Annotated in this window: 19 protein-coding genes; 9 read left to right on the top strand and 10 right to left on the bottom strand. The window is 68.0% G+C overall.

Annotated features, from left to right (window positions below):
• Nucleotides 1-84 precede the first annotated feature (84 nt).
• Complete coding sequence (locus tag AL346_RS18195; protein ID WP_019403161.1) at nt 85-510, top strand: MarR family winged helix-turn-helix transcriptional regulator; 426 nt, start codon at nt 85-87, stop codon at nt 508-510.
• Between the two features lie 3 nt (nt 511-513).
• On the opposite strand, the gene AL346_RS18190 is transcribed toward AL346_RS18195, so the two are convergent.
• The 7 genes from AL346_RS18190 to AL346_RS18160 form a co-directional block, all read right to left on the bottom strand.
• Nucleotides 514-1,005, bottom strand: coding sequence for a MarR family winged helix-turn-helix transcriptional regulator (locus AL346_RS18190; protein WP_019403160.1), 492 nt, complete (start codon nt 1,003-1,005; stop codon nt 514-516).
• A gap of 80 nt (nt 1,006-1,085) precedes the next feature.
• Nucleotides 1,086-2,396, bottom strand: coding sequence for a TRAP transporter large permease (locus tag AL346_RS18185; protein WP_019403159.1), 1,311 nt, complete (start codon nt 2,394-2,396; stop codon nt 1,086-1,088).
• Complete coding sequence (locus AL346_RS18180) at nt 2,393-2,908, bottom strand: TRAP transporter small permease (RefSeq protein WP_156332801.1); 516 nt, start codon at nt 2,906-2,908, stop codon at nt 2,393-2,395. The genes AL346_RS18185 and AL346_RS18180 overlap by 4 nt, the downstream gene beginning before the upstream one ends.
• Nucleotides 2,905-3,909, bottom strand: coding sequence for a TRAP transporter substrate-binding protein (locus AL346_RS18175; protein WP_019403157.1), 1,005 nt, complete (start codon nt 3,907-3,909; stop codon nt 2,905-2,907). Before AL346_RS18175 ends, AL346_RS18180 begins: the two co-directional genes overlap by 4 nt.
• Nucleotides 3,906-4,583 carry a maleylacetoacetate isomerase gene (gene maiA / locus AL346_RS18170; RefSeq protein WP_019403156.1) on the bottom strand — a complete coding sequence of 226 codons (678 nt, stop codon included), beginning with the start codon at nt 4,581-4,583 and terminating at the stop codon, nt 3,906-3,908. Before maiA ends, AL346_RS18175 begins: the two co-directional genes overlap by 4 nt.
• A 5-nt stretch (nt 4,584-4,588) precedes the next feature.
• Nucleotides 4,589-5,800, bottom strand: coding sequence for a fumarylacetoacetase (fahA, locus tag AL346_RS18165; protein WP_019403155.1), 1,212 nt, complete (start codon nt 5,798-5,800; stop codon nt 4,589-4,591).
• Between the two features lie 261 nt (nt 5,801-6,061).
• The gene (locus tag AL346_RS18160) at nt 6,062-6,799 is read right to left on the bottom strand and encodes a helix-turn-helix transcriptional regulator (protein ID WP_019403154.1); all 738 of its coding nucleotides are present in this window, start codon (nt 6,797-6,799) and stop codon (nt 6,062-6,064) included.
• A gap of 134 nt (nt 6,800-6,933) precedes the next feature.
• On the opposite strand from AL346_RS18160, the gene AL346_RS18155 reads away from it, so the two are divergent.
• The 3 genes from AL346_RS18155 to AL346_RS18145 are packed head-to-tail and all read left to right on the top strand — an operon-like array spanning nt 6,934 to nt 9,773.
• A complete protein-coding gene (locus tag AL346_RS18155) occupies nt 6,934-7,893 on the top strand; it encodes an MBL fold metallo-hydrolase (protein WP_019403153.1) in 960 nt (319 codons plus the stop codon).
• Nucleotides 7,894-7,914: 21 nt separating this feature from the next.
• Nucleotides 7,915-9,534 (top strand): FAD-dependent oxidoreductase, encoded by a 1,620-nt coding sequence (locus AL346_RS18150; protein WP_019403152.1) that lies wholly within the window; start codon nt 7,915-7,917, stop codon nt 9,532-9,534.
• Nucleotides 9,522-9,773 carry a DUF2783 domain-containing protein gene (locus tag AL346_RS18145; protein WP_019403151.1) on the top strand — a complete coding sequence of 84 codons (252 nt, stop codon included), beginning with the start codon at nt 9,522-9,524 and terminating at the stop codon, nt 9,771-9,773. The genes AL346_RS18150 and AL346_RS18145 overlap by 13 nt, the downstream gene beginning before the upstream one ends.
• A 49-nt stretch (nt 9,774-9,822) precedes the next feature.
• On the opposite strand, the gene AL346_RS18140 is transcribed toward AL346_RS18145, so the two are convergent.
• A complete protein-coding gene (locus tag AL346_RS18140) occupies nt 9,823-10,233 on the bottom strand; it encodes an ester cyclase (RefSeq protein ID WP_019403150.1) in 411 nt (136 codons plus the stop codon).
• 343 nt (nt 10,234-10,576) lie between these two features.
• Between AL346_RS18140 and AL346_RS18135 the strand changes: the two genes are divergently transcribed.
• The 5 genes from AL346_RS18135 to map all read left to right on the top strand — a co-directional run bounded on the left by AL346_RS18135 (nt 10,577) and on the right by map (nt 16,071).
• Nucleotides 10,577-11,908: a TrkH family potassium uptake protein gene (locus AL346_RS18135; RefSeq protein WP_019403149.1), complete on the top strand. Its 1,332-nt coding sequence runs from the start codon at nt 10,577-10,579 to the stop codon at nt 11,906-11,908.
• Nucleotides 11,901-12,572: a TrkA family potassium uptake protein gene (locus tag AL346_RS18130; RefSeq protein ID WP_019403148.1), complete on the top strand. Its 672-nt coding sequence runs from the start codon at nt 11,901-11,903 to the stop codon at nt 12,570-12,572. Before AL346_RS18135 ends, AL346_RS18130 begins: the two co-directional genes overlap by 8 nt.
• A gap of 318 nt (nt 12,573-12,890) precedes the next feature.
• Nucleotides 12,891-14,378 (top strand): SulP family inorganic anion transporter, encoded by a 1,488-nt coding sequence (locus AL346_RS18125; protein WP_019403147.1) that lies wholly within the window; start codon nt 12,891-12,893, stop codon nt 14,376-14,378.
• An 11-nt stretch (nt 14,379-14,389) separates the two neighbouring features.
• Nucleotides 14,390-15,241 carry a universal stress protein gene (locus AL346_RS18120; RefSeq protein WP_019403146.1) on the top strand — a complete coding sequence of 284 codons (852 nt, stop codon included), beginning with the start codon at nt 14,390-14,392 and terminating at the stop codon, nt 15,239-15,241.
• A gap of 80 nt (nt 15,242-15,321) precedes the next feature.
• Nucleotides 15,322-16,071, top strand: a complete 750-nt coding sequence (gene map, locus AL346_RS18115) for a type I methionyl aminopeptidase (protein ID WP_019403145.1) — start codon at nt 15,322-15,324, stop codon at nt 16,069-16,071.
• A gap of 51 nt (nt 16,072-16,122) precedes the next feature.
• Here map and AL346_RS18110 read toward each other — a convergent pair whose 3' ends face one another.
• Together AL346_RS18110 and AL346_RS18105 are read right to left on the bottom strand one after the other, a co-directional pair.
• Nucleotides 16,123-16,509 carry a DUF983 domain-containing protein gene (locus tag AL346_RS18110; protein ID WP_019403144.1) on the bottom strand — a complete coding sequence of 129 codons (387 nt, stop codon included), beginning with the start codon at nt 16,507-16,509 and terminating at the stop codon, nt 16,123-16,125.
• A 153-nt stretch (nt 16,510-16,662) separates the two neighbouring features.
• Entirely contained in the window at nt 16,663-18,060 is a 1,398-nt protein-coding gene (locus AL346_RS18105; RefSeq protein WP_019403143.1) for a PLP-dependent aminotransferase family protein, read from the bottom strand.
• Between the last annotated feature and the right edge of the window lie 83 nt (nt 18,061-18,143).

Raw genomic sequence — 18,143 nt, 5'->3', positions numbered from 1 at the left:
TGTCAACGCCCTTCCTGGCCGACCCGTGTTTTTGTTGTCGACGCAACGAATCTCTGCTCATCTTCCGTGAAAGAGGAGCAGCGCATGTCGTTCGATCTGGAGGGATTTCTGCCCTACCGCCTGTCGGTCGCCGCCGCCCAGGTCAGCCGCCGCTTCGCCGCGCTGTATGGCGCCGAGGCGGGGCTGACCATCCCGGAGTGGCGGGTGCTGGCGCATCTGAACCGCTCGGGCGCGGTCAGTGTGCGCGACATCAATGTGCGGGTGAATCTCGACAAGTCGATCGTCAGCCGGGCCGCATCGCGCCTCGAACAGGCGGGGCTCGTGCGCAAATCGGGCCACGCCGGCGACGGCCGCCTGATCGCGCTGGAACTGACTCCTGAGGGGCAGGAGCTGATGGGCCGCCTCGGTCGGATCGCCGAGGCGTTCCAGGCCGAGCTCCTCGCCGAACTCGGCCCCGAGGCGGCGGGACTGGACAGGGCCCTCGACCGTCTGATCGCGCGGGGCGGCTGACCCCTATCCCTCCCGGGGCGATTGCCCCGGGCGCGGGAAACTGGTGCCGCGCCCCCGTTCGGGCTCCGTCACCGCGGCGATCGCCTGGTCCAGCGCGGTGATGCCCTGCTCGAGCGCGGCGCGGTCGCGGGCTGGCATGGCGTTGAGGATCTCCTGCGCGCGGGCCTCGACGCCGCCGAAGGCCCGCTGGAACAGATCCCGCCCCGCATCGGTGATGGCGTAATTGCGCAGCCGCCGGTCCGACCCCAGCACCTCGCGCGTGATCAGCCCCTTCTCTTCCAGCCGCGAGGCGGCGCGGCTGACCTGCACCTTGCCGAGCGACGTGCGCTGCGACAGCTGCAGCGAATCGAGCACCCCGGCGTCCTCCAGGAGGAAGAGCAGCCGCCATTCCTCGCGCGAGAGCCCGTGCTCACGGCCGTAGACGGCGGCGAGCTGGCGCGAGAAGGCCTCGGCGACGACCGCAAGGCGATAGGGAAAGAAGAGCTCGATGCGCATGAGGACCGCCGGAAGAGACAGATAGTTCGGATGGTAGGGATGCTTGGCGCCTTGACCGAAATCAACCGCCCTGCCCCGGGTCAGGTGACGAGATAGAGCGACAGCACCGGCAGGCCGATGATCAGCGCCAGGCGGACGATGTCGGCCATCCAGAAGACGTAGACCCCGCGGAAGATGGTGCGTAGCGGCACGTCGGGCAGCACCGAGCGCAGGACGAAGACATTCATGCCGATCGGGGGCGTGATGAGGCTGATCTCGGTCACCACGACGACGATGATGGCGAACCAGATCAGGACGGCGTCCGGGTCCTGCAGGATGGCGAGCCCGAAATCGAGCTCCGAGACGAGCGGATAGAAGACCGGCACCGTGAGCAGGATCATCGACAGACTTTCGAGGAAGCAGCCGAGGACGATGTAGATCAGCACGATGGCGAGCAGCACTGCCCAGGGCGACAGGCCGAGATTCTCGACCATGGCCGACAGGCTGTCGGGCAGGCCCGCGAAGGTCACGAAATTGCTGAAGATCTCGGCCCCGATGATGATGGCGAAGATCATCGCCGAGGCGGTGGCGCTGTCGAGAAACGCCCGCCATAGCGCGGCACGGGTCAGCCCGCCGGTCGCAAAGGCGATCACCAGCGCGGCGGCGGCGCCCATGCCGGCGGCCTCGATGGGCGTGAAGAGCCCGCCATAGATGCCCGTCATGATGAAGGCGAAGAGCGCCAGCACCGCGGCGACGCTGATCGCATCGCGCCGTGTCATCGGATGCACCTCGCGCACCGGCGGCGCCTGTTCCGGGTTGAGCCGCACCGCGACCATCACGGCGAGCAGGTAGCCGACGATGCCGACGACGCCGGGGATGATGCCCGCGAGGAACAGCTTGCCGATATCGGCCTCGGTCAGGAGGCCGAAGATGATCAGCACGACCGAGGGCGGGATCAGGATGCCGAGCGTGCCGCCCGCTGCGATGGCACCGGTCGCCAGGCTGTCGGCATAGCCGAAGCGGCGCATCGACGGCATCGTCACCTTGGACATCGTCGCCGCTGTGGCGAGCGACGATCCGCAGACCGCCGAAAAGCCGCCGCAGGACAGGACCGTGGCCATGGCGAGCCCGCCGCGCATCCGCCCGAAGACCCGGTCCGCGGCGGAGAACAGGCCCTGGGCGATGCCCGATCCGGCCAGCACGTTGCCCATGAAGATGAACAGCGGCACCACGGACAGCGAATAGTTGAGCCCGGTCTCGAAGACCGCGTTGCCGACCATGGCGCCCGCCGGGCCCCAGCCGCGCAGCAGCGCGAAGCCGACGCCCCCGACGAGGGCCATCGCGAAGGCAATGGGAATGCGCGCGAAGACCAAGACGAGCAGGATGGCGAAGGCGATCAGGGAAATGGTCATGGCTCCTCCCGCCGCAAGACCATGACGAGGGCCGAGACCGCGCAGCTCGCCGCCGCCAGGAAGGCGAGCGGCGCCATCGGCAGGGCCAGCGAGGCGCTGCGCGTGCCCCCGCGCAGCTGGTCCAAGCCGATCTCGATCAGCCGCCAGGCGAAATAGACGAGCACCACCGCCGAGACGAGGCCGGCAAGCCGGCCGAGCAGGCGCTGGAAGCCGCGCGGGAAGAGGTGCAGCGCGAGGTCCACCTCGACATGGCCGCCGTCGGCGCTGGTCAGCGGCAATGCCATGAAGACGAGCGCCGCGAGCAGCATCTGCGTCAGCTCATAGGCGCCGCCGAAAGGCCGGTTCAGCAGATAGCGGCCGACCACGTCGACGCAGGTGACGCCGATCAGCATCATGATCAGCAGCGCCGCGACGCCCGCCAGCAGGCGATACCAGCCCGCCTGCCGATGCTGGCTCCGCCCCGGGATCATGTCCGGGGGCGGATCACCGGCCATGGGTCCGGAACGGCTCATTCGCTCCCGACCCCGGTCATCTGGCGGAATTCGGCCAGGGCGGCGGCGCCGTCATAGTCGTTGCCGAGGCTGTCCGCCCACGTCTTTTCCAGCCCGGCGGCCGCCTCGCGCAGGGCCGCGACCACCTCGGGGCCGGCCTTGTAGAAGAGCACCTTGTCGCCCACCTTCTCCTTGGCGACGACGTCGGCATTGTTCCAGGCCTGACCGACGCGTTCGGCGAAGGCTTCGCCCGAGATCGCATCGATGGCGGCGCGGTCCTTCTCCGACAGGCTGTTCCACTTGCCCTCGTTGATGACGAAGAACCAGGTGGTGTTGTAGATGCCGCCCGGCACGGTCATCGAATATTTGATGTAGTCGACGAGGTTGAAGGCCGTCATCGCCTCATAGGTGAAGGCCACCCCGTCGATCACGCCGCGCGACAGCTTCTCGTAGACCTCCGGCGAGGACATGAAGAGCGGCGTCGCCTTCAGCGACGAGACGAGATCGCCGACATAGCCGCCCGGCACGCGCAGCTTCAGGCCGGCCATGTCGTCCGGCTTCTCGATCTTGCGCTTGTTGTTGTGCAGCAGGCCGGGGCCGTGCATGAAGAGGCCGAGGAGATGCGTGCCCTTGTGCTCGCTTGCCGCATCCAGCTTGCCGCCGTAGATCGTCCAGTAGGCCTTGGAATTGGCGACGGCATCGTCGCCCAGGAAGCTGAACTGCCCCAGGCGCGCGCGCTTGAAGCGGTCGTCCTCGGTGAAGGAATGCAGACCGTAGGTGATGTCGGCGATGCCGTCGCGCGCCATGTCGAAATGCGCCGGCGGGCTGCCGAGCGGCTTGCCCATGATCTTAACGGTCACCCGCCCCTCGGTGACCTTCTCCACCTCCTTGGCCCAGGGCTCGAAGGCGTTGACGACGATGGGATGCTTGGGCGGCAGCCACGACGACATGATGAGCTCTTCCGCCATCAGGGGCGTCGACGACAGGATGAGCCCGGTGAGAGCCAGCTTCAGCGATTTCATGGTTTCTCTCCCTGAATGCCCTTCGTCTCCCGCGAAGGGTTGAAATTGTCCGGATGTGCTTCGGCAAAGGCAGGCACGGCCTCGCAGGCGCGCGCCGCGGCTTGGATGCGGGGCAGATGATCGAAGGCGACGCCCCAGCGCGCCGCGTTGTAGAGCTGCGGGATGAGCACGCAGTCGGCGAGGCCCGGCTGCTCGCCGTGGCTGAAGCGGCCGGTGAAGCCCGGATGGTCGAGCATCTGCTCGAAGGCGGCGAGACCCTCGGCGATGTTGTCGCGGTTCCAGGCAGCGCGGGCCTCGGCGCTTGCCAGCCGCTCCACCCGGGCCAGCACGGCGAGGTTCGAAACCGGATGGATCTCGCAGGCCACCGCCAGGGCGAGCGCCCGCACATGCGCCCGCGCGCCTGCCTCCCGCGGCAGCAGCGGCGGCTCGGGCCGGGTCTCCTCCAGATATTCGAGGATCGCCAGCGACTGCGTCAGCCTGAGGCCGTCGATCTCCAGCACGGGCACCAGCCCCTGCGGGTTCAGCGCCCGATGCGCCGCGCCGTGCTGCACCCCCGCGACCAGATCCACCGGCGCGCGCTCATAGGCGATGCCCTTCAGCGCCAGGGCGATCCGCACCCGAAAGGAGGCGGATGAGCGCCAGTAGTCGTGCAGCAGCACCCGTGCGGCGGCCATCGCCGTCACTCCTGCGCCGGCAGGATGCGGCCCGTGCAGGGGCCGAAACCGATGCGGTAGCCATCGCCCTGAGCGTAGGCGTAGAGGCCGATCTCGTCGCCGTCCTCGATGAAGGTGCGTTCCTCGCCGTTGACCTCGACGGGGTTCTTTCCGCCCTGCGTCATCTCCAGGAGCGCCCCGGTCTCGCCGATGGTCGGGCCGGAGATCGTGCCCGAGCCGATGAGGTCCCCCACCCGCATCGGACAGCCCGATACCGTGTGATGCGCCAGCTGCTGGGCGCTCGAATAATACATGACGTTGTAGTTCGTCCGCCCCATCGTCTGGCCGTTCATGGTCCAGCCGACGATGAGGTCATAGAAGCCGGGACGCTCCTCCCGCAGATAGGGCAACAGCGGGGCCACCCGTTCGGCCCCCTGGCAGCGGAACGGTTCGAGCGCGGCCTGGGTCACCACCCAGGCGCCGATCGTGGTCCCGAGCGCCTTCGACTGGAAAGGGCCGAGGGGCTGGTATTCCCAGGCCTGGATGTCGCGGGCGGACCAGTCGTTCAGCAGCACATAGCCGAAGATCATCGCTTCGGCCTCCTCGACGCTGACACGCTCGCCCATGCGGCTGTCGGCGCCGACGATGGCGCCGAGCTCGAGCTCGAGATCCAGCCGCCGGCAGCGGCTCCAGACCGGCCCGTCCTCTCCCCTGACCTGTCCCATCGGCCGCCGGATCGGCGTGCCCGAGACCACGACCGAGGATGCCCGCCCGTTGTAGCCGATCGGCATGTGCGTCCATTGCGGCGGCAGCGCATTCTCGGGCCCGCGGAACAGCACGCCCACGTTGAAGGCGTGGTTCTTCGAGGCATAGAAATCGGTGAACTCGGTCACCCGGATCGGCAGGTGCATCCGGGCCCCCGCCATCGGGACGAGCGGCAGGCTCTCGTCGCCGCCTTCGGCGAGGAGCGCCGTCAGTCTGGCGCGCACCTCGTCCCACTTGCCACGCCCGAGCGCGATGAACTCGTTCAACTGCGGCTGCGCAAAGGTGCCGCCGGCCTTAATAAGCCCCCGCGCCTCGCACGCCGCCAGATCGACGATCATGTCGCCGATGGCGACACCGCAGCGCGGCGCCCCGCCCTGCGTGGAAAACACGCCATAGGGCAGGTTCTGAATGGGAAAATCGCAATCGTCCGCGTTCGCAGCCGGCACCCAGCTGCGCAACGGCTTCCCGGCCATCGGCATCGTATCTCCCCGGTCTGTCTGCGCTCGCAGGCACGCCTCGGCGGCGCGGCGGCAGATCGTCGTGGTGCGACTCTCCTACCTCATTTTTCGTTTCAATTGCAACAACACTCTTGCCGAGGCGCGGTGACAAGCCGCAACGATGGAGCGGGCGAAAATGCATAACCACTTGAAAAACCGGGCGATCCGCGCCCGCAGGAGATCGTGTGGGTGACCGCCACCACCGCCTTCCGGTGCTTTGACGCGAGCGCTTGGCCTTCACCCCATGACGGCGGCGAGCAGGTCGTTCGCCTTCGATACGCCGAGCTTCTGATAGGCGCGCTGGCGATAGGTCAGCACCGTCCCGACCCCCAGCCCCAGTTCCTCGCCGATCTCGCGCGCGGTCCGGCCGGTGAGCGTGCGGGCGCAGACCTCTCGCTCGCGCAGGGTCAGCCTGCGATGCGCCTCGGCCAGGCGGCGCTCCACCTGCTGCACGAGCGGAGCGCCCTCGGCGGGTTGCCGTATCAGGCGCGTCAATCCGGTGATCGCGACCTGCGCCAGTGCGCCGAGCTGCGCCATGTCGATCTCGGCCCCTGTCCGGCGCAGGTAGAAGTTCACCACGAGGCTGTGCGCGGGCGCGCGCCAGCCGAAGCAGATCTTCTCCGAGAAGCGCGGGCGCTCGAAACAGAGCTTGCGGTAGGTGCCGAGCGCGATCGCAGAGGCGGGAATGCGGCAGACGAAGCCGGTTCCCTGCCGTGCCGCGAGGCGTGCGGCCACGGCGGGGTCGCTGCGATGAAAGCGTCGCGCATAGGCCCCCGCCCGCTCGGGTGCTTCGGCCAGCTCGCTGGACAAGGCCAGCGTCTCGGGCGCACCCTCGCCGACGCGAAAGGCGAAGAGCTCCTCGATCCCGGCGACCGTGTGCGCGGCCTCGAGCAGGCGGTCCGAAAACACCGCCGGATCGCGCGCATCGAGCAAGGCCGCGGCGCGGTCCGGGTCGATCAAGCCGGCCGAAGACATGGGTCCCTTCTCCTCCCTCGCCGTCGCAAGGCGCCGGTCGCTGTCGTCAGACCTAATGACATACAGCCCGAGATCGTTTCATTAGAAATTATTTCGAAGACATTCCAGCCGGAAGCATGGAAGAGGAGACAACCATGGGCAAGCCGTTCGCATCCTCGGCCGACACCGCCCGCAAGACCGACACGCTCGAGATTCTCGCCGACGGCGTCTATGCGCTGACTGCCGAGGGCGATCCCAATGTCGGCGCCGTCGAGGGGGAGGATTTCGTCGTCGCCATCGAGTCGCGCGCCACGCCGGCGGCCTCGCGCGACTGGCTGAAGATCCTGCGCGAGCACACGGACAAGCCGGTCCGCTATCTCATCCTCACCCACTATCACGCCGTGCGCGTGCTGGGCGCCAGTGCCTTCGAGGCGCAGGACATCATCATGTCCCGCGCCTCGCGCGACCTGGTGGCCGAGCGCGGCGAAGAGGACTGGAAGAGCGAGTTCGGCCGCATGCCGCGCCTCGCCAAGAATGCCGAAGAGGTGCCCGGCCTGACCTGGCCCACCATCACCTTCGAGAACGAGTACGACATCGAGCTCGGCGGCGGGCGCGGCCGGCTCGAGCTGCGCTTCCTGGGCCGCGGCCATACCGGCGGCGACATCACAGTGTGGCACGACAAGACGCGCACGCTCTATGCGGGCGACCTCGTCGAGGCCAAGGCCGCGCTCTACACGGGCGATGCCTATCACTTCGACTGGGTCGGCAAGACGCTCGACAACGTCAAGGCCTACCGGGCCGAGAACCTGATCGGCGGGCGTGGTGCGGTGGCGCGCGGCGTCGCGGAGACCGATGCGGCGGTCGAACAGACCCGCAAGTTCCTGAACAGCATGATCGAGAACGTCGGCCGCGTCCACAAGGCAGGCGGCAGTTTGAAGGAAGCCTTCGAGGCCACCCGCGACGCCCTCGCGCCCGAGTTCGGCTCATGGCCGATCTTCGAGCATTGCCTGCCCTTCGACGTGCAGCGCCTGTGGGACGAATACGACGGCATCGAGCATCCGCGCATCTGGACGGCCGAGCGCGATCGCGAGGTCTGGGCCAAGCTGCAGGGCTGACCGGCGGGTCGGGAGGACATCATGGTGAATGCCCAGGGCATCCCCGTGTACAAGAAGATCGGCGCCACCCCTGCCCCCGCCGTGCCCGAGGACCGCGCCCGGGTCGTCATCGTGGGCGCCGGACCGGTGGGCCTCGCCATGGCGCTCGACCTCGGCCGCCGCGGCCACCCGGTGACGGTCGTCACGCGGCTCGACTTCATCGCCCATTGCTCCAAGGCGATCTGCTTCTCCAAGCGCTCGCTGGACATTCTCGACCGCCTCGGCGTGGGCGACCCGGTCGTCGAAAAGGGCGTGACCTGGAATGTCGGCAAGGTCTTCTGGGGCGCGGGCGATACCCCCGTCTACCAGTTCGACATGCTGCCGGTGAAGGGCCAGAAGCGTCCCGGCTTCATCAACATCCAGCAATATTACCTCGAGGAATATCTGCTCGACGGTCTCCGCGTCCTGCCCAATGTCGAGATCCGCTGGGGCCACACGGTCGAGGGCGTCACGCCCGCGAACGACGGTGTCGCGCTGGAGATCGCGACCGCCGGCGGCCGCTACAGGCTCCGGACGGAATGGCTGATCGCCTGCGACGGCTCGCGCTCGACCGTGCGCGATCGGTTGGGGCTCGATTTCGAGGGTCGCGTCTTCGAGGACAACTTCCTGATCGCCGACATCCGGATGAAGAACCGCGAGATGCCTTGCGAGCGCTGGTTCTGGTTCGATCCGCCCTTCAATCCCGGCAAGTCGGCGTTGATGCACCGCCAACCCGACGACGTCTGGCGGCTCGACTTCCAGCTCGGCTGGAACATCGATCGCGAGGCGGCCATCCGCCCCGAGAACGTGGAGCCCTATATCCGCGCCATGCTGGGCGAGGACGTCGCCTTCGAGCGCGAATGGTACAGCGTCTACACCTTCCAGTGCCGCCGCATGGCGCGCTTCGTTCACGCCCGGACCATCTTCGCCGGGGATGCGGCGCATCTCGTCTCGCCCTTCGGGGCCCGGGGCTGCAACGGCGGCTTCGCCGACATCGACAACCTCGGCTGGAAGCTCGATCTCGTCCTGCGCGGCGAGGCCGGCGAGGATCTGATCGAGACCTATAATGAGGAGGCGATCGTCACGGCGGACGAGAACATCCTGAACTCGACCCGCTCGACCGATTTCCTGACGCCGAAGTCGACGGCGAGCCAGGCGTTGCGCGATGCGGTGCTGGAACTGGCGCATGACCATGCCTTCGCCCGGCCCTTCGTGAACTCGGGCCGGCTGTCCACACCGGTGAGCTATCCCGCGAGCCGGCTCTCGATCCCGGACGAGGACGACTGGGCCGGCGGCGTGCCCCCCGGCAGCCCGGTGCTGGACGCCCCGCACGGCGACGGCTGGCTGCTGGATCAGCTGGGCAACGACTTCGTGCTGCTGACCCGCGGCGGGCGGGGCGAGGTGCCGGCCGGGCTGCGCGTCATTTCCGTCGCGGGCGTGGCCGCGGACCGCCTGTCGCTGGAGGAAGGCGGCGCCTGCCTGGTGCGTCCCGACCAATATGTCGCCGCGCGCTGGAAACGGCCGGATGCGGTGAAGATCGCAGCGGCTCTCGCTCGTGCCAAGGGTGGCGAGGCGGATATGGGAGGCGAGGCAGATATGCGAGGAGAGACATGGCGCAACTGATCACCACCCCCAACCTGTCCAGCCCCGACGACATCTACGAGCGGCTCGTCCGCCTGCACGACGGCTTGAGCGAGGCCGAAAGCCTGAAGGTCTGGTCGCGGCTGGTCCTGACGCTGGTCAACCATATCGGTGATCCCGAGGTCATCGGCGAGGCCATCGCCATAAGCCGCCCTGCCGGTGACCCGAAGGCCGGGCGGCAGGCCTCGGACGACGCTCCCGCCGTCGGCGGCGCTGTGTAGCCAGAGGCAAGCTGTGTCGCGGCGGCAGGGCGTGGCATGCCCTACCCTGTCAGGCGCGTGGTGCTGCGCCGATCTGCTCGCGAATGGACGGCTCGTCCCACTCGCCCCAGCGGTCGACGACCTGCCCCTCCCCCACCCGGATGATCTCGATGCCGGAGAAGCCTACAAGGCGCCCCGTCGGCTCCACGCCGAGGAACCGGCCGTGCATATGGCCGGTCGCCGACCAGCGTATGGTCACCAGCCCCTTCGATACGTCGACGGCAAGCAAATCGATGTCCGCATGAAAATCCGGGAAGGCTGCATAGAGATCGCGAATCCCCTGCAGCAATCCCTCGCGATCCGCCGCGCGTCCAGCGGCACTGTGGTCGATGAAATGAGGCGCATGCAGATCGCCGAAGGACGCAAGCGATCCGCCCTGCCAGAACTGCATCCAGCGCTGCGCAATATCTTCGAGCGACATTCGATCCATGTTGGTGATGCCTCCAAATGTGATCCACAGCCACCGAATCTCGCACAGGCCGCACGCCTGTTCTTCGTGAACCAGCCTTGGACCTCGCCATTGCCGGTGCCGCGCGTACCGACGTTTGCGGCATAGTCGGGCCCGGCGCGGTGGCGAGGCAACAGGCGGCTTTGCGCAGCACAGGATCGTCCTACCCGAACCGCCGATCGCATAACCTGCCTGTCTGCCCTCGATCACGGCGGGGGAGCGGTGTTCGTGACGATCCGGGCTGGACCGCAGGCGGGTCCGTGCGCTACGCCGGGCGCGGGAAACGCTTCGCCGCCGGTGGACGACAGGGCTCGACTTGCAACATCCGATTCAGCATCCCGCGCGGCTCGTGCCGCTCGCCTTCCTGCTCGCCATCCTCGTCGGCACCCTGCTGCTGATGCTGCCGCTGTCCCACCCCGGCGACACGGGGGCGCCGTTCCTGACGGCGCTGTTCACCGCCACCTCCGCCATCTGCGTCACCGGCCTCATCGTCCAGGACACGCCGACCTATTGGTCGCCCTTCGGCCAGGCCGTCATCCTCCTCCTGATCCAGGTCGGCGGCTTCGGGATCATGACCAGCGCCTCGCTGCTCGGCCTGTTGGTCACCCGCAGGCTGGGGCTCACCCGCCGCATCATCGCCCAGGCGGAGACGAAGAGCCTGACGCTCGGCGACGTCGCCGGCGTCCTGCGCCTCATCTTCATCGTGACCATCTCGGTCGAGCTCCTCGTCACCGCCGTCCTCACGCTGCGCCTCCACTATGGCTATGGCGCGCCCTGGAGCGAGGCCCTGTGGCACGGGCTCTTCCAGGCCGTCTCGGCCTTCAACAACGCGGGCTTCTCGACCTATTCCGACAGCCTCACCGGTTTTGCCGCGGATGCGCTTTTCCTCGTCCCGATCATGGCGGCGGTCGTCATCGGCGGGCTCGGCTTTCCCGTGCTGTTCGAACTGTGGCGCGGCCTGCGGCAGCCGGCCCGCTGGTCGATCCACACGAAGATCACGATCTTCGGCACGGCCCTCCTGCTTTCCGTCGGCCTCGTCGCCGTCGTCGGATACGAGTGGAACAATCCGGCGACCCTCGGCCCCTTCGCCTGGCCGGAGAAGCTCCTCAATGCCGCCAGCCATTCGGTCATGACCCGCACCGCCGGGTTCAACAGCATCGATGTGGGCAGCATGCGCCTCGAGACGCTGACGGTCACATTCGCCCTGATGCTGATCGGCGGCGGCAGCGCCGGCACGGCCGGGGGCATCAAGGTGACGACCTTCTTCCTGCTCGGCTTCGTTGTCTGGGCGGAAGTGCGCGGACAGAACGACACGACCGCCTTCCGGCGGCGCATCGGCACCCATGTCCAGCGCCAGGCCCTCACGGTCGTGCTGCTGGCGACGGCGCTGATCACGCTCGGCATCCTCACGCTGCTCAGCATCACGGATTTTCCGCTGCACGACATCACTTTCGAGGTCATTTCCGCCTTCGCGACGGTCGGCCTGTCCACCGGCATCACCGGCGACCTGCCGGCGGCGGGACAGCTCGTCGTCATCGTCCTGATGTTCGTCGGCCGCGTCGGCACGATCACGCTCGCGAGCGCCCTTGCGCTGCAGGAGCGGCATGTTCCCTTCCGCTATCCAGAGGAGCGCCCAATCGTTGGCTAAGAGCAGCACCTCCCACGACAACGGCGTCGTCGTGATCGGCCTCGGGCGCTTCGGCAGCGCCGTCGCCCAGTCGCTCATCCACCTCGGGCACGACGTGCTCGGCATCGACGAGAGTGCGGAGCTCGTCCAGAGCTGGGCGAGCCGGCTCACGCTCGTCGTCGAGGCCGACAGCAGCAATACCGATGCCCTGCGCCGCCTCGGCGTGCAGGACTACGCCCATGCGGTCGTCGGCATCGGCAGCGACATCGAGGCGAGCGTCCTCACGGTCCTCGCGCTGTCGGAACTCGGCGTGCCGGATATCTGGGCCAAGGCCGTGAATTCCCGGCACGGCCGCATCCTGGAGCGGACCGGGGCGCACCATGTCGTCTATCCGGAAGCCGCTATGGGCGAACGGGTGGCCCATCTCGTCACCGGCAAGATGATCGACTTCATCGAATTCGACGACGGCTTCGCCATCGCCAAGACGAAAGCCCCGCGCGAGGCCGTGGGCAAGACGCTGGCAGAGGCCGCGATCCGCAGCAAATACGGCGTGACCATCGTCGGCGTGAAGCGTCCGCGGACCGACTTCACCTATGCCACGCCGGAAACCACCGTCGAGACCGGCGACCTGCTCATCGTCTCGGGGCCGACGAAGCTCGTGGAGAAATTCGCGTCCATCGGCTGAGGCACGAGGCCCCGTGAGCCTGCGCGGTACGCGGCCGACGCCCGGCAAACAGGCTTGCAGCGCCGCGCCACAGCGTCTATGCACGCACCGTCGATGCTGCGCCGCAGCAGCCGTTTCCCCTATAGAGACGAACGAGCCGATGTAAGCCGCGCCCCCTCCTGCCAGCATCTGCATTCACCGCCCGGCCGCGCCGTGGCGGAGAAGGTGTGCTCGTAGGCGGCTGCGCGCCATCCCGTTCCCTCCCCTTCCCTTTCTTAACGACAACCTGACCTCTTGCCGCGCCGAGCCGACGGTGCGCCTGCACGGAGCCTTTTTTCGATGCCATCCTCCCTCTCGCGGCTCAGAACCGAATGGTTCGGCAATATCCGCGCCGACATTCTCGCCGGCCTCGTGGTTGCCCTGGCCCTCATCCCGGAGGCCATCGCCTTCTCGATCATCGCCGGCGTCGACCCCAAGGTCGGGCTCTACGCCTCGTTCTCGATCGCCGTCATCATCGCCTTCACCGGCGGGCGCCCCGGCATGATTTCGGCGGCGACGGCGGCAACGGCCGTGCTGATGGTCACCCTCGTCAAGGAACACGGGCTGCAATATCTGCTCGCCGCGACGGTGCTCGCCGGCGTCCTGCAGGTCGGCGCCGGCCTGCTGCGGCTCGGCTATGTCATGCGCTTCGTGTCGAAATCGGTCATGACCGGCTTCGTCAACGCCCTTGCCATCCTCATCTTCATGGCGCAGCTGCCGGAGCTCATCGGCGTGCCCCCGCTCACCTATGTCATGGTGGCGGCAGGGCTCGGCATCATCTATCTCCTGCCGCGGGTGACGAAGGTCGTTCCCTCGCCGCTCGTCTGCATCGTGGTGCTCACCGCCGTCGCGATCGGTCTCGGCCTCGATCTGAGGACCGTCGGGGACATGGGCGAATTGCCGTCCACCTTGCCGGTCTTCCTCCTGCCGGATGTGCCGCTGAACCTCGACACCTTCCTGATCGTCCTGCCTTATTCGGCGGCCATCGCCGTCGTCGGCCTGCTCGAATCGCTGATGACGGCCGCCATCGTCGACGAACTGACGGACACCAGGAGCGACAAGAACCGCGAGTGCGTCGGCCAGGGCATCGCCAATTTCGCCACCGGCTTCATCGGCGGCATGGCCGGCTGCGCCATGATCGGCCAGTCGGTCATCAACGTGAAGTCGGGCGGCCGCGGGCGGCTGTCCACCTTCTGCGCCGGCACCTTCCTGCTCATCCTGTGCGTCGGCCTCGGCGACTGGGTGAAGCAGATCCCGATGGCGGCCCTCGTCGCCGTGATGATCATGGTCTCGATCGGCACCTTCAGCTGGGTGTCGCTGAAGAACCTCGCCACCCATCCGCGCTCGTCCTCCATCGTCATGGTGGCGACCGTCGTGGGCGTCATCGCCACGCACAACCTCGCCATCGGCGTCCTGATCGGCGTGCTCCTGTCCGGCATCTTCTTCGCCTGGAAGATCGCCCAGATCTTCCGCGTCACCTCACGCCTGTCGCCGGACGGAACCCACCGCACCTATGTCGTCGAGGGCCAGGTCTTCTTCGCCTCGGCGGATGCCTTCGCCGACGCCTTCGATTTCAAGGAAGCGCTGGAGAAGGTCACGATCGACGTCTCGCGCGCCCATATCTGGGACATTTCGAGCGTTGCGGCGCTGGATACCGTGGTGCTCAAATTCCGCCGCGAGGGCGCCGAGGTCGAGATCCTCGGGCTCAACGAAGCGAGCGAGACCATCGTCGACCGGCTCGCCATCCATGACAAGCCCGGCGCCCTCGAGCGCCTGATGGGCCATTGAGGGGAAACGCCATGACGAAGCTTCTGGCCCTGATCGATGCCTCCGTCTATGCGCAGAGCGTCTGCGATCATGCCGCCTGGGCGGCTGCGCGCATGGGCGCCTCCGTCGAGGTGCTGCACGTCCTCGGCCGGCGCGACACCTCCAGCATTCCGGCCGACTATACCGGCAGCCTCGCGGCCGATGCCCGCGACGCGCTGCTCGCCGAACTCGCTGCGCTCGACGCGGAGAAGGCGCGCCTTGCCCAGAAGCGCGGCCGCCTCATCCTCGACGAGGCGAAGGCGCGGCTCGACACAGCCGGTGTCGCGACGGTGACGAGCCTGCGCCTGGGCGACCTTACCGAAACGGTCGCCGAGCGCGAGGCGGATGCCGATCTCGTCGTCATCGGCAAGCGCGGCGAGGCGGCGGATTTCGCCAGGCTGCACCTCGGCTCCAACCTGGAGCGGGTGGTGCGCGCCAGCCGCCGCCCGGTGCTCGTCGCGGCGCGCGCCTTCAAGCCGATCGAGCGTTTCCTCGTCGCCTTCGACGGCGGCACGAGCGCCATGAAGGCGGTGGACCACATCGCTCGCAGCCCGATGTTCGCCGGGCTCGACTGCCGGCTGCTCATGGTCGGCACCGAGACGCCCGAGGCGCGGAAGAAGCTCGACGGTGCCGTCGCCGAGCTCACCGCCGCAGGCTTTGCGCCGAGGGCCGACCTCGTGCCCGGCCAGCCGGAACAGGTCATCGCCCAGACGGTGGAGCGCGAGGGCATCGACCTCCTCGTCATGGGCGCCTACGGCCACTCGCGCATTCGCAACCTCATCGTCGGCTCGACCACCGTCGAGATGGTTCGTTCCTGCAAGATCCCCATCTTGATGTTCAGGTAAGGAATCGCAGAAGTGCGGCGGCCGAGGGCCGGGGTACCGGAAGCCGCAAAGGATCACCGCCCGGCACGCAACGAGGCAGCATGACCGTTTCGAACGAGGATGAACTCGACAAGCTGCGGGAGATCGGCCGCATCGTCGCCAACACGCTCGAGGCGATGGGGGCGGCGATCGAGCCCGGCATGACGACGGCGGAGCTCGATGCGATCGGTCGCGGGCTTCTGCAACGGGCGGGCGCCCGCCCTGCGCCGGAGCTGTGCTACGGCTTTCCCGGCGCGACCTGCATCAGCGTCAACGAGGAGATTGCCCACGGCATCCCGGGGCAGCGCCGGATCGCGGCAGGCGATCTCGTCAATATCGATGTTTCCGCGGAGAAGGACGGCATCTTCGCCGACACGGGCGCATCCTTCCCCGTGCCACCGGCCTCGAAAGCGCTGGAACGCCTGTGCCGGGACGGGCGGCGCGCCATGTGGGCAGGCATCCGGCAGGTGGGCGCCGACAGGCCGCTTGCGGGCATCGGGCAGGCAATCGGTGAATTCGCGCGCAAGAACCGCTACACGCTCGTGCGGAACCTCGCCAGCCACGGCGTGGGTCGCTCCCTGCACGAAGAGCCGACGGAGGTCGCCACCTGGCCCGACCGGTCGGAGCGCCGCACGATGACGGAAGGACTGGTGTTCACCGTCGAGCCGTTCCTCTCCATGGGGGCGGAATGGGCTGAAGACGGCGACGATCCCTGGACGCTGTTCAGCGAGCCGCGCGCGCCGACCGTGCAGTTCGAACATACCGTCGTCGCGACGCGCAACGGCGCCATGGTCGTGACCCTGCCGGGCTGAGCGACGCCGGCACGGAGCCGATGCACCGAGCGGACGGACGGCGCATCCCGCTCAGGAGTGCGAGACGTCCAGCCGGCCCTCTTCCGCCTTGTAGAAGAACTGGCTGGCGACCAGCCAACCCTTGAGTGGCCGCAACGGCGGGATGCAGGTCAGGAGCATGACCGGCAGCGTCGTCACGAGGTGCACCCACAGCGGCGCGCTGTAGGCGACTTCCAGCCACAGCGCGAAGACGACGCTCGGGATGCAGGCGAAGCACATCACGAAGAAGGCCGGGCCGTCAGCCGGGTCGGCGAAGGAATAGTCGAGCCCGCAGACCTCGCACTCCCGGCGCAGGGTCAGGAAGCCGTCGAAGAGATGCCCCTGGCCGCAACGCGGGCACAGGCCGCGCAATCCGGTCTTGTAGGGGGAAATCGGCGGCCACTCGTCCTTGGGAGACATCACTCGTCCTCCGATCGGCGCCGGGGGCCTTGGAGCGTGTCGCAGCAGACCGGCGCAGGCATTGAATGCATTCATTTGCGATTCATACATCGCAGTTGACTGCATATCCATGCGGCAATTTGCCGGCCGGACGCGCCGTTCCGAGCCACAGCGTCAGAAGAAGGTCGAGGACATTTCCGGCGGCCCGGCGAGGGAATGGGCCATGAAGGCCAGCCCCTCGCGCAGGCGTCCGCGGCCGACCGGTCCGCCGAGAGAGATGCGCACGAACTCCTGCGGCGGCCCCGCGACGGTGAAGGCGTCGCTCGCGACGACACCGATGCCGGTGGCGTGCATGTGGCCGATGAAGGCCGAGCGGCTCCATCCCTCGGGCAGCGGCATCCAGAGATTGAAGCTGAGCGGGTCGGCGCGGAAGGCTCCCGGGGGCAGGATCTCGGCGGCGATCCGCTGCCGGGCAGTCGCCTCGCTGCGGATGAAGGCGAGGATCCCGTCCGCCGTGCCGTCCTCGATCCAGCGCGTGGCGAGCGCCGTCGTCAGGGGCGAGGCCATGACATTGCCGGCGCGCATGGCGCTGACGAAGGGCCAGGCGGCCCTTGAAGCCGGCACCGCCACATAGGCGAGGCGCAGGCCGGCGCCGATCGCTTTCGACAGCCCGCCGATATGCCAGGCCAGGTCCGGCGCTATCGCCGCCATGGCCTGCGGCGCCTGTTGCGGGATGAAGCCGTAGGCGTCGTCCTCGATGATCGGCACGCAATATCGCTGCGCCACGGCGCAGATCGCCTCGCGCCGTCTGAGCGGGATGGTGAGCGTCGTCGGGTTCTGCAGGGTCGGGTTGAGATAGAGCGCCTTCGGGTGCAGGCGCTCGCAGGCCTCGGCGAAAGCCTCGGGAATGATGCCCTCGTCATCCATGGGCAGGCCGGCGAGGTCGAGCCCCAGCTGGGCTGCGATGGAGCGCACGCCGGGATAGGTGATCTCCTCCGACAGGATCCGCTCGCCCGCCTTCGCCAGGACGGCGAGGAGGGCAAGGAGCGTCGGGTGCGCCCCCGGCGTGATGAAGATGCGCTCGTGCGGACAGGTGAGGCCACGCCGCGCGAGCCAGGCCGCCGCGGCATCCTTGTCCCTCCCGTCGCCGCCGAAGGCCTGGTAGCGCAGCAACGGGACGAGGCTGGCCGAAACAGCGCCCAGCCCCTCACGCATCCGCGCGAGGAGATCGGGATCGTCAGGCTCCGGCGGCAGGTTCATCGACAGGTCGGCGGCCGTATCGCGCTCGAATGCATCGCGGGGCAAGGAAGCCTGCCCGGTGCCGCCGGACGGTTCGCGGACGAAGGTGCCGCGGCCGACATGCGAGACGATGAGCCCGCGCTTCTGCGCCTCGACATAGCCGCGCGCCACGGTCGTGAAGTCGATCTTCAGGCGCTTCGCCAGCTCCCGTTGCGGCGGCAGGCGGCCCCCCGGCTGCAGGCGGCCGCTCTTCAGGTCACGCGCGATGAGGTCGGCAATGGCCATGTAGCGGGGACCGCCGCTGCGGGCGAGTTCGGGGATCCAGTCTTTCATAGGCGGCACGCTGGCTGATGCGATCAATTGACTGTATATTGATCGCATCAACCGTGTCACGCACAAAAGGCCTGACCGGCTGC

The organism is Chelatococcus sp. CO-6 (assembly GCF_001271345.1).
In the GTDB taxonomy this organism is placed as follows: domain Bacteria; phylum Pseudomonadota; class Alphaproteobacteria; order Rhizobiales; family Beijerinckiaceae; genus Chelatococcus_A; species Chelatococcus_A caeni.
The sequence above is the reverse complement of the archived record's forward strand: the minus strand, read 5'-3'. Positions and strand labels throughout refer to the sequence as shown.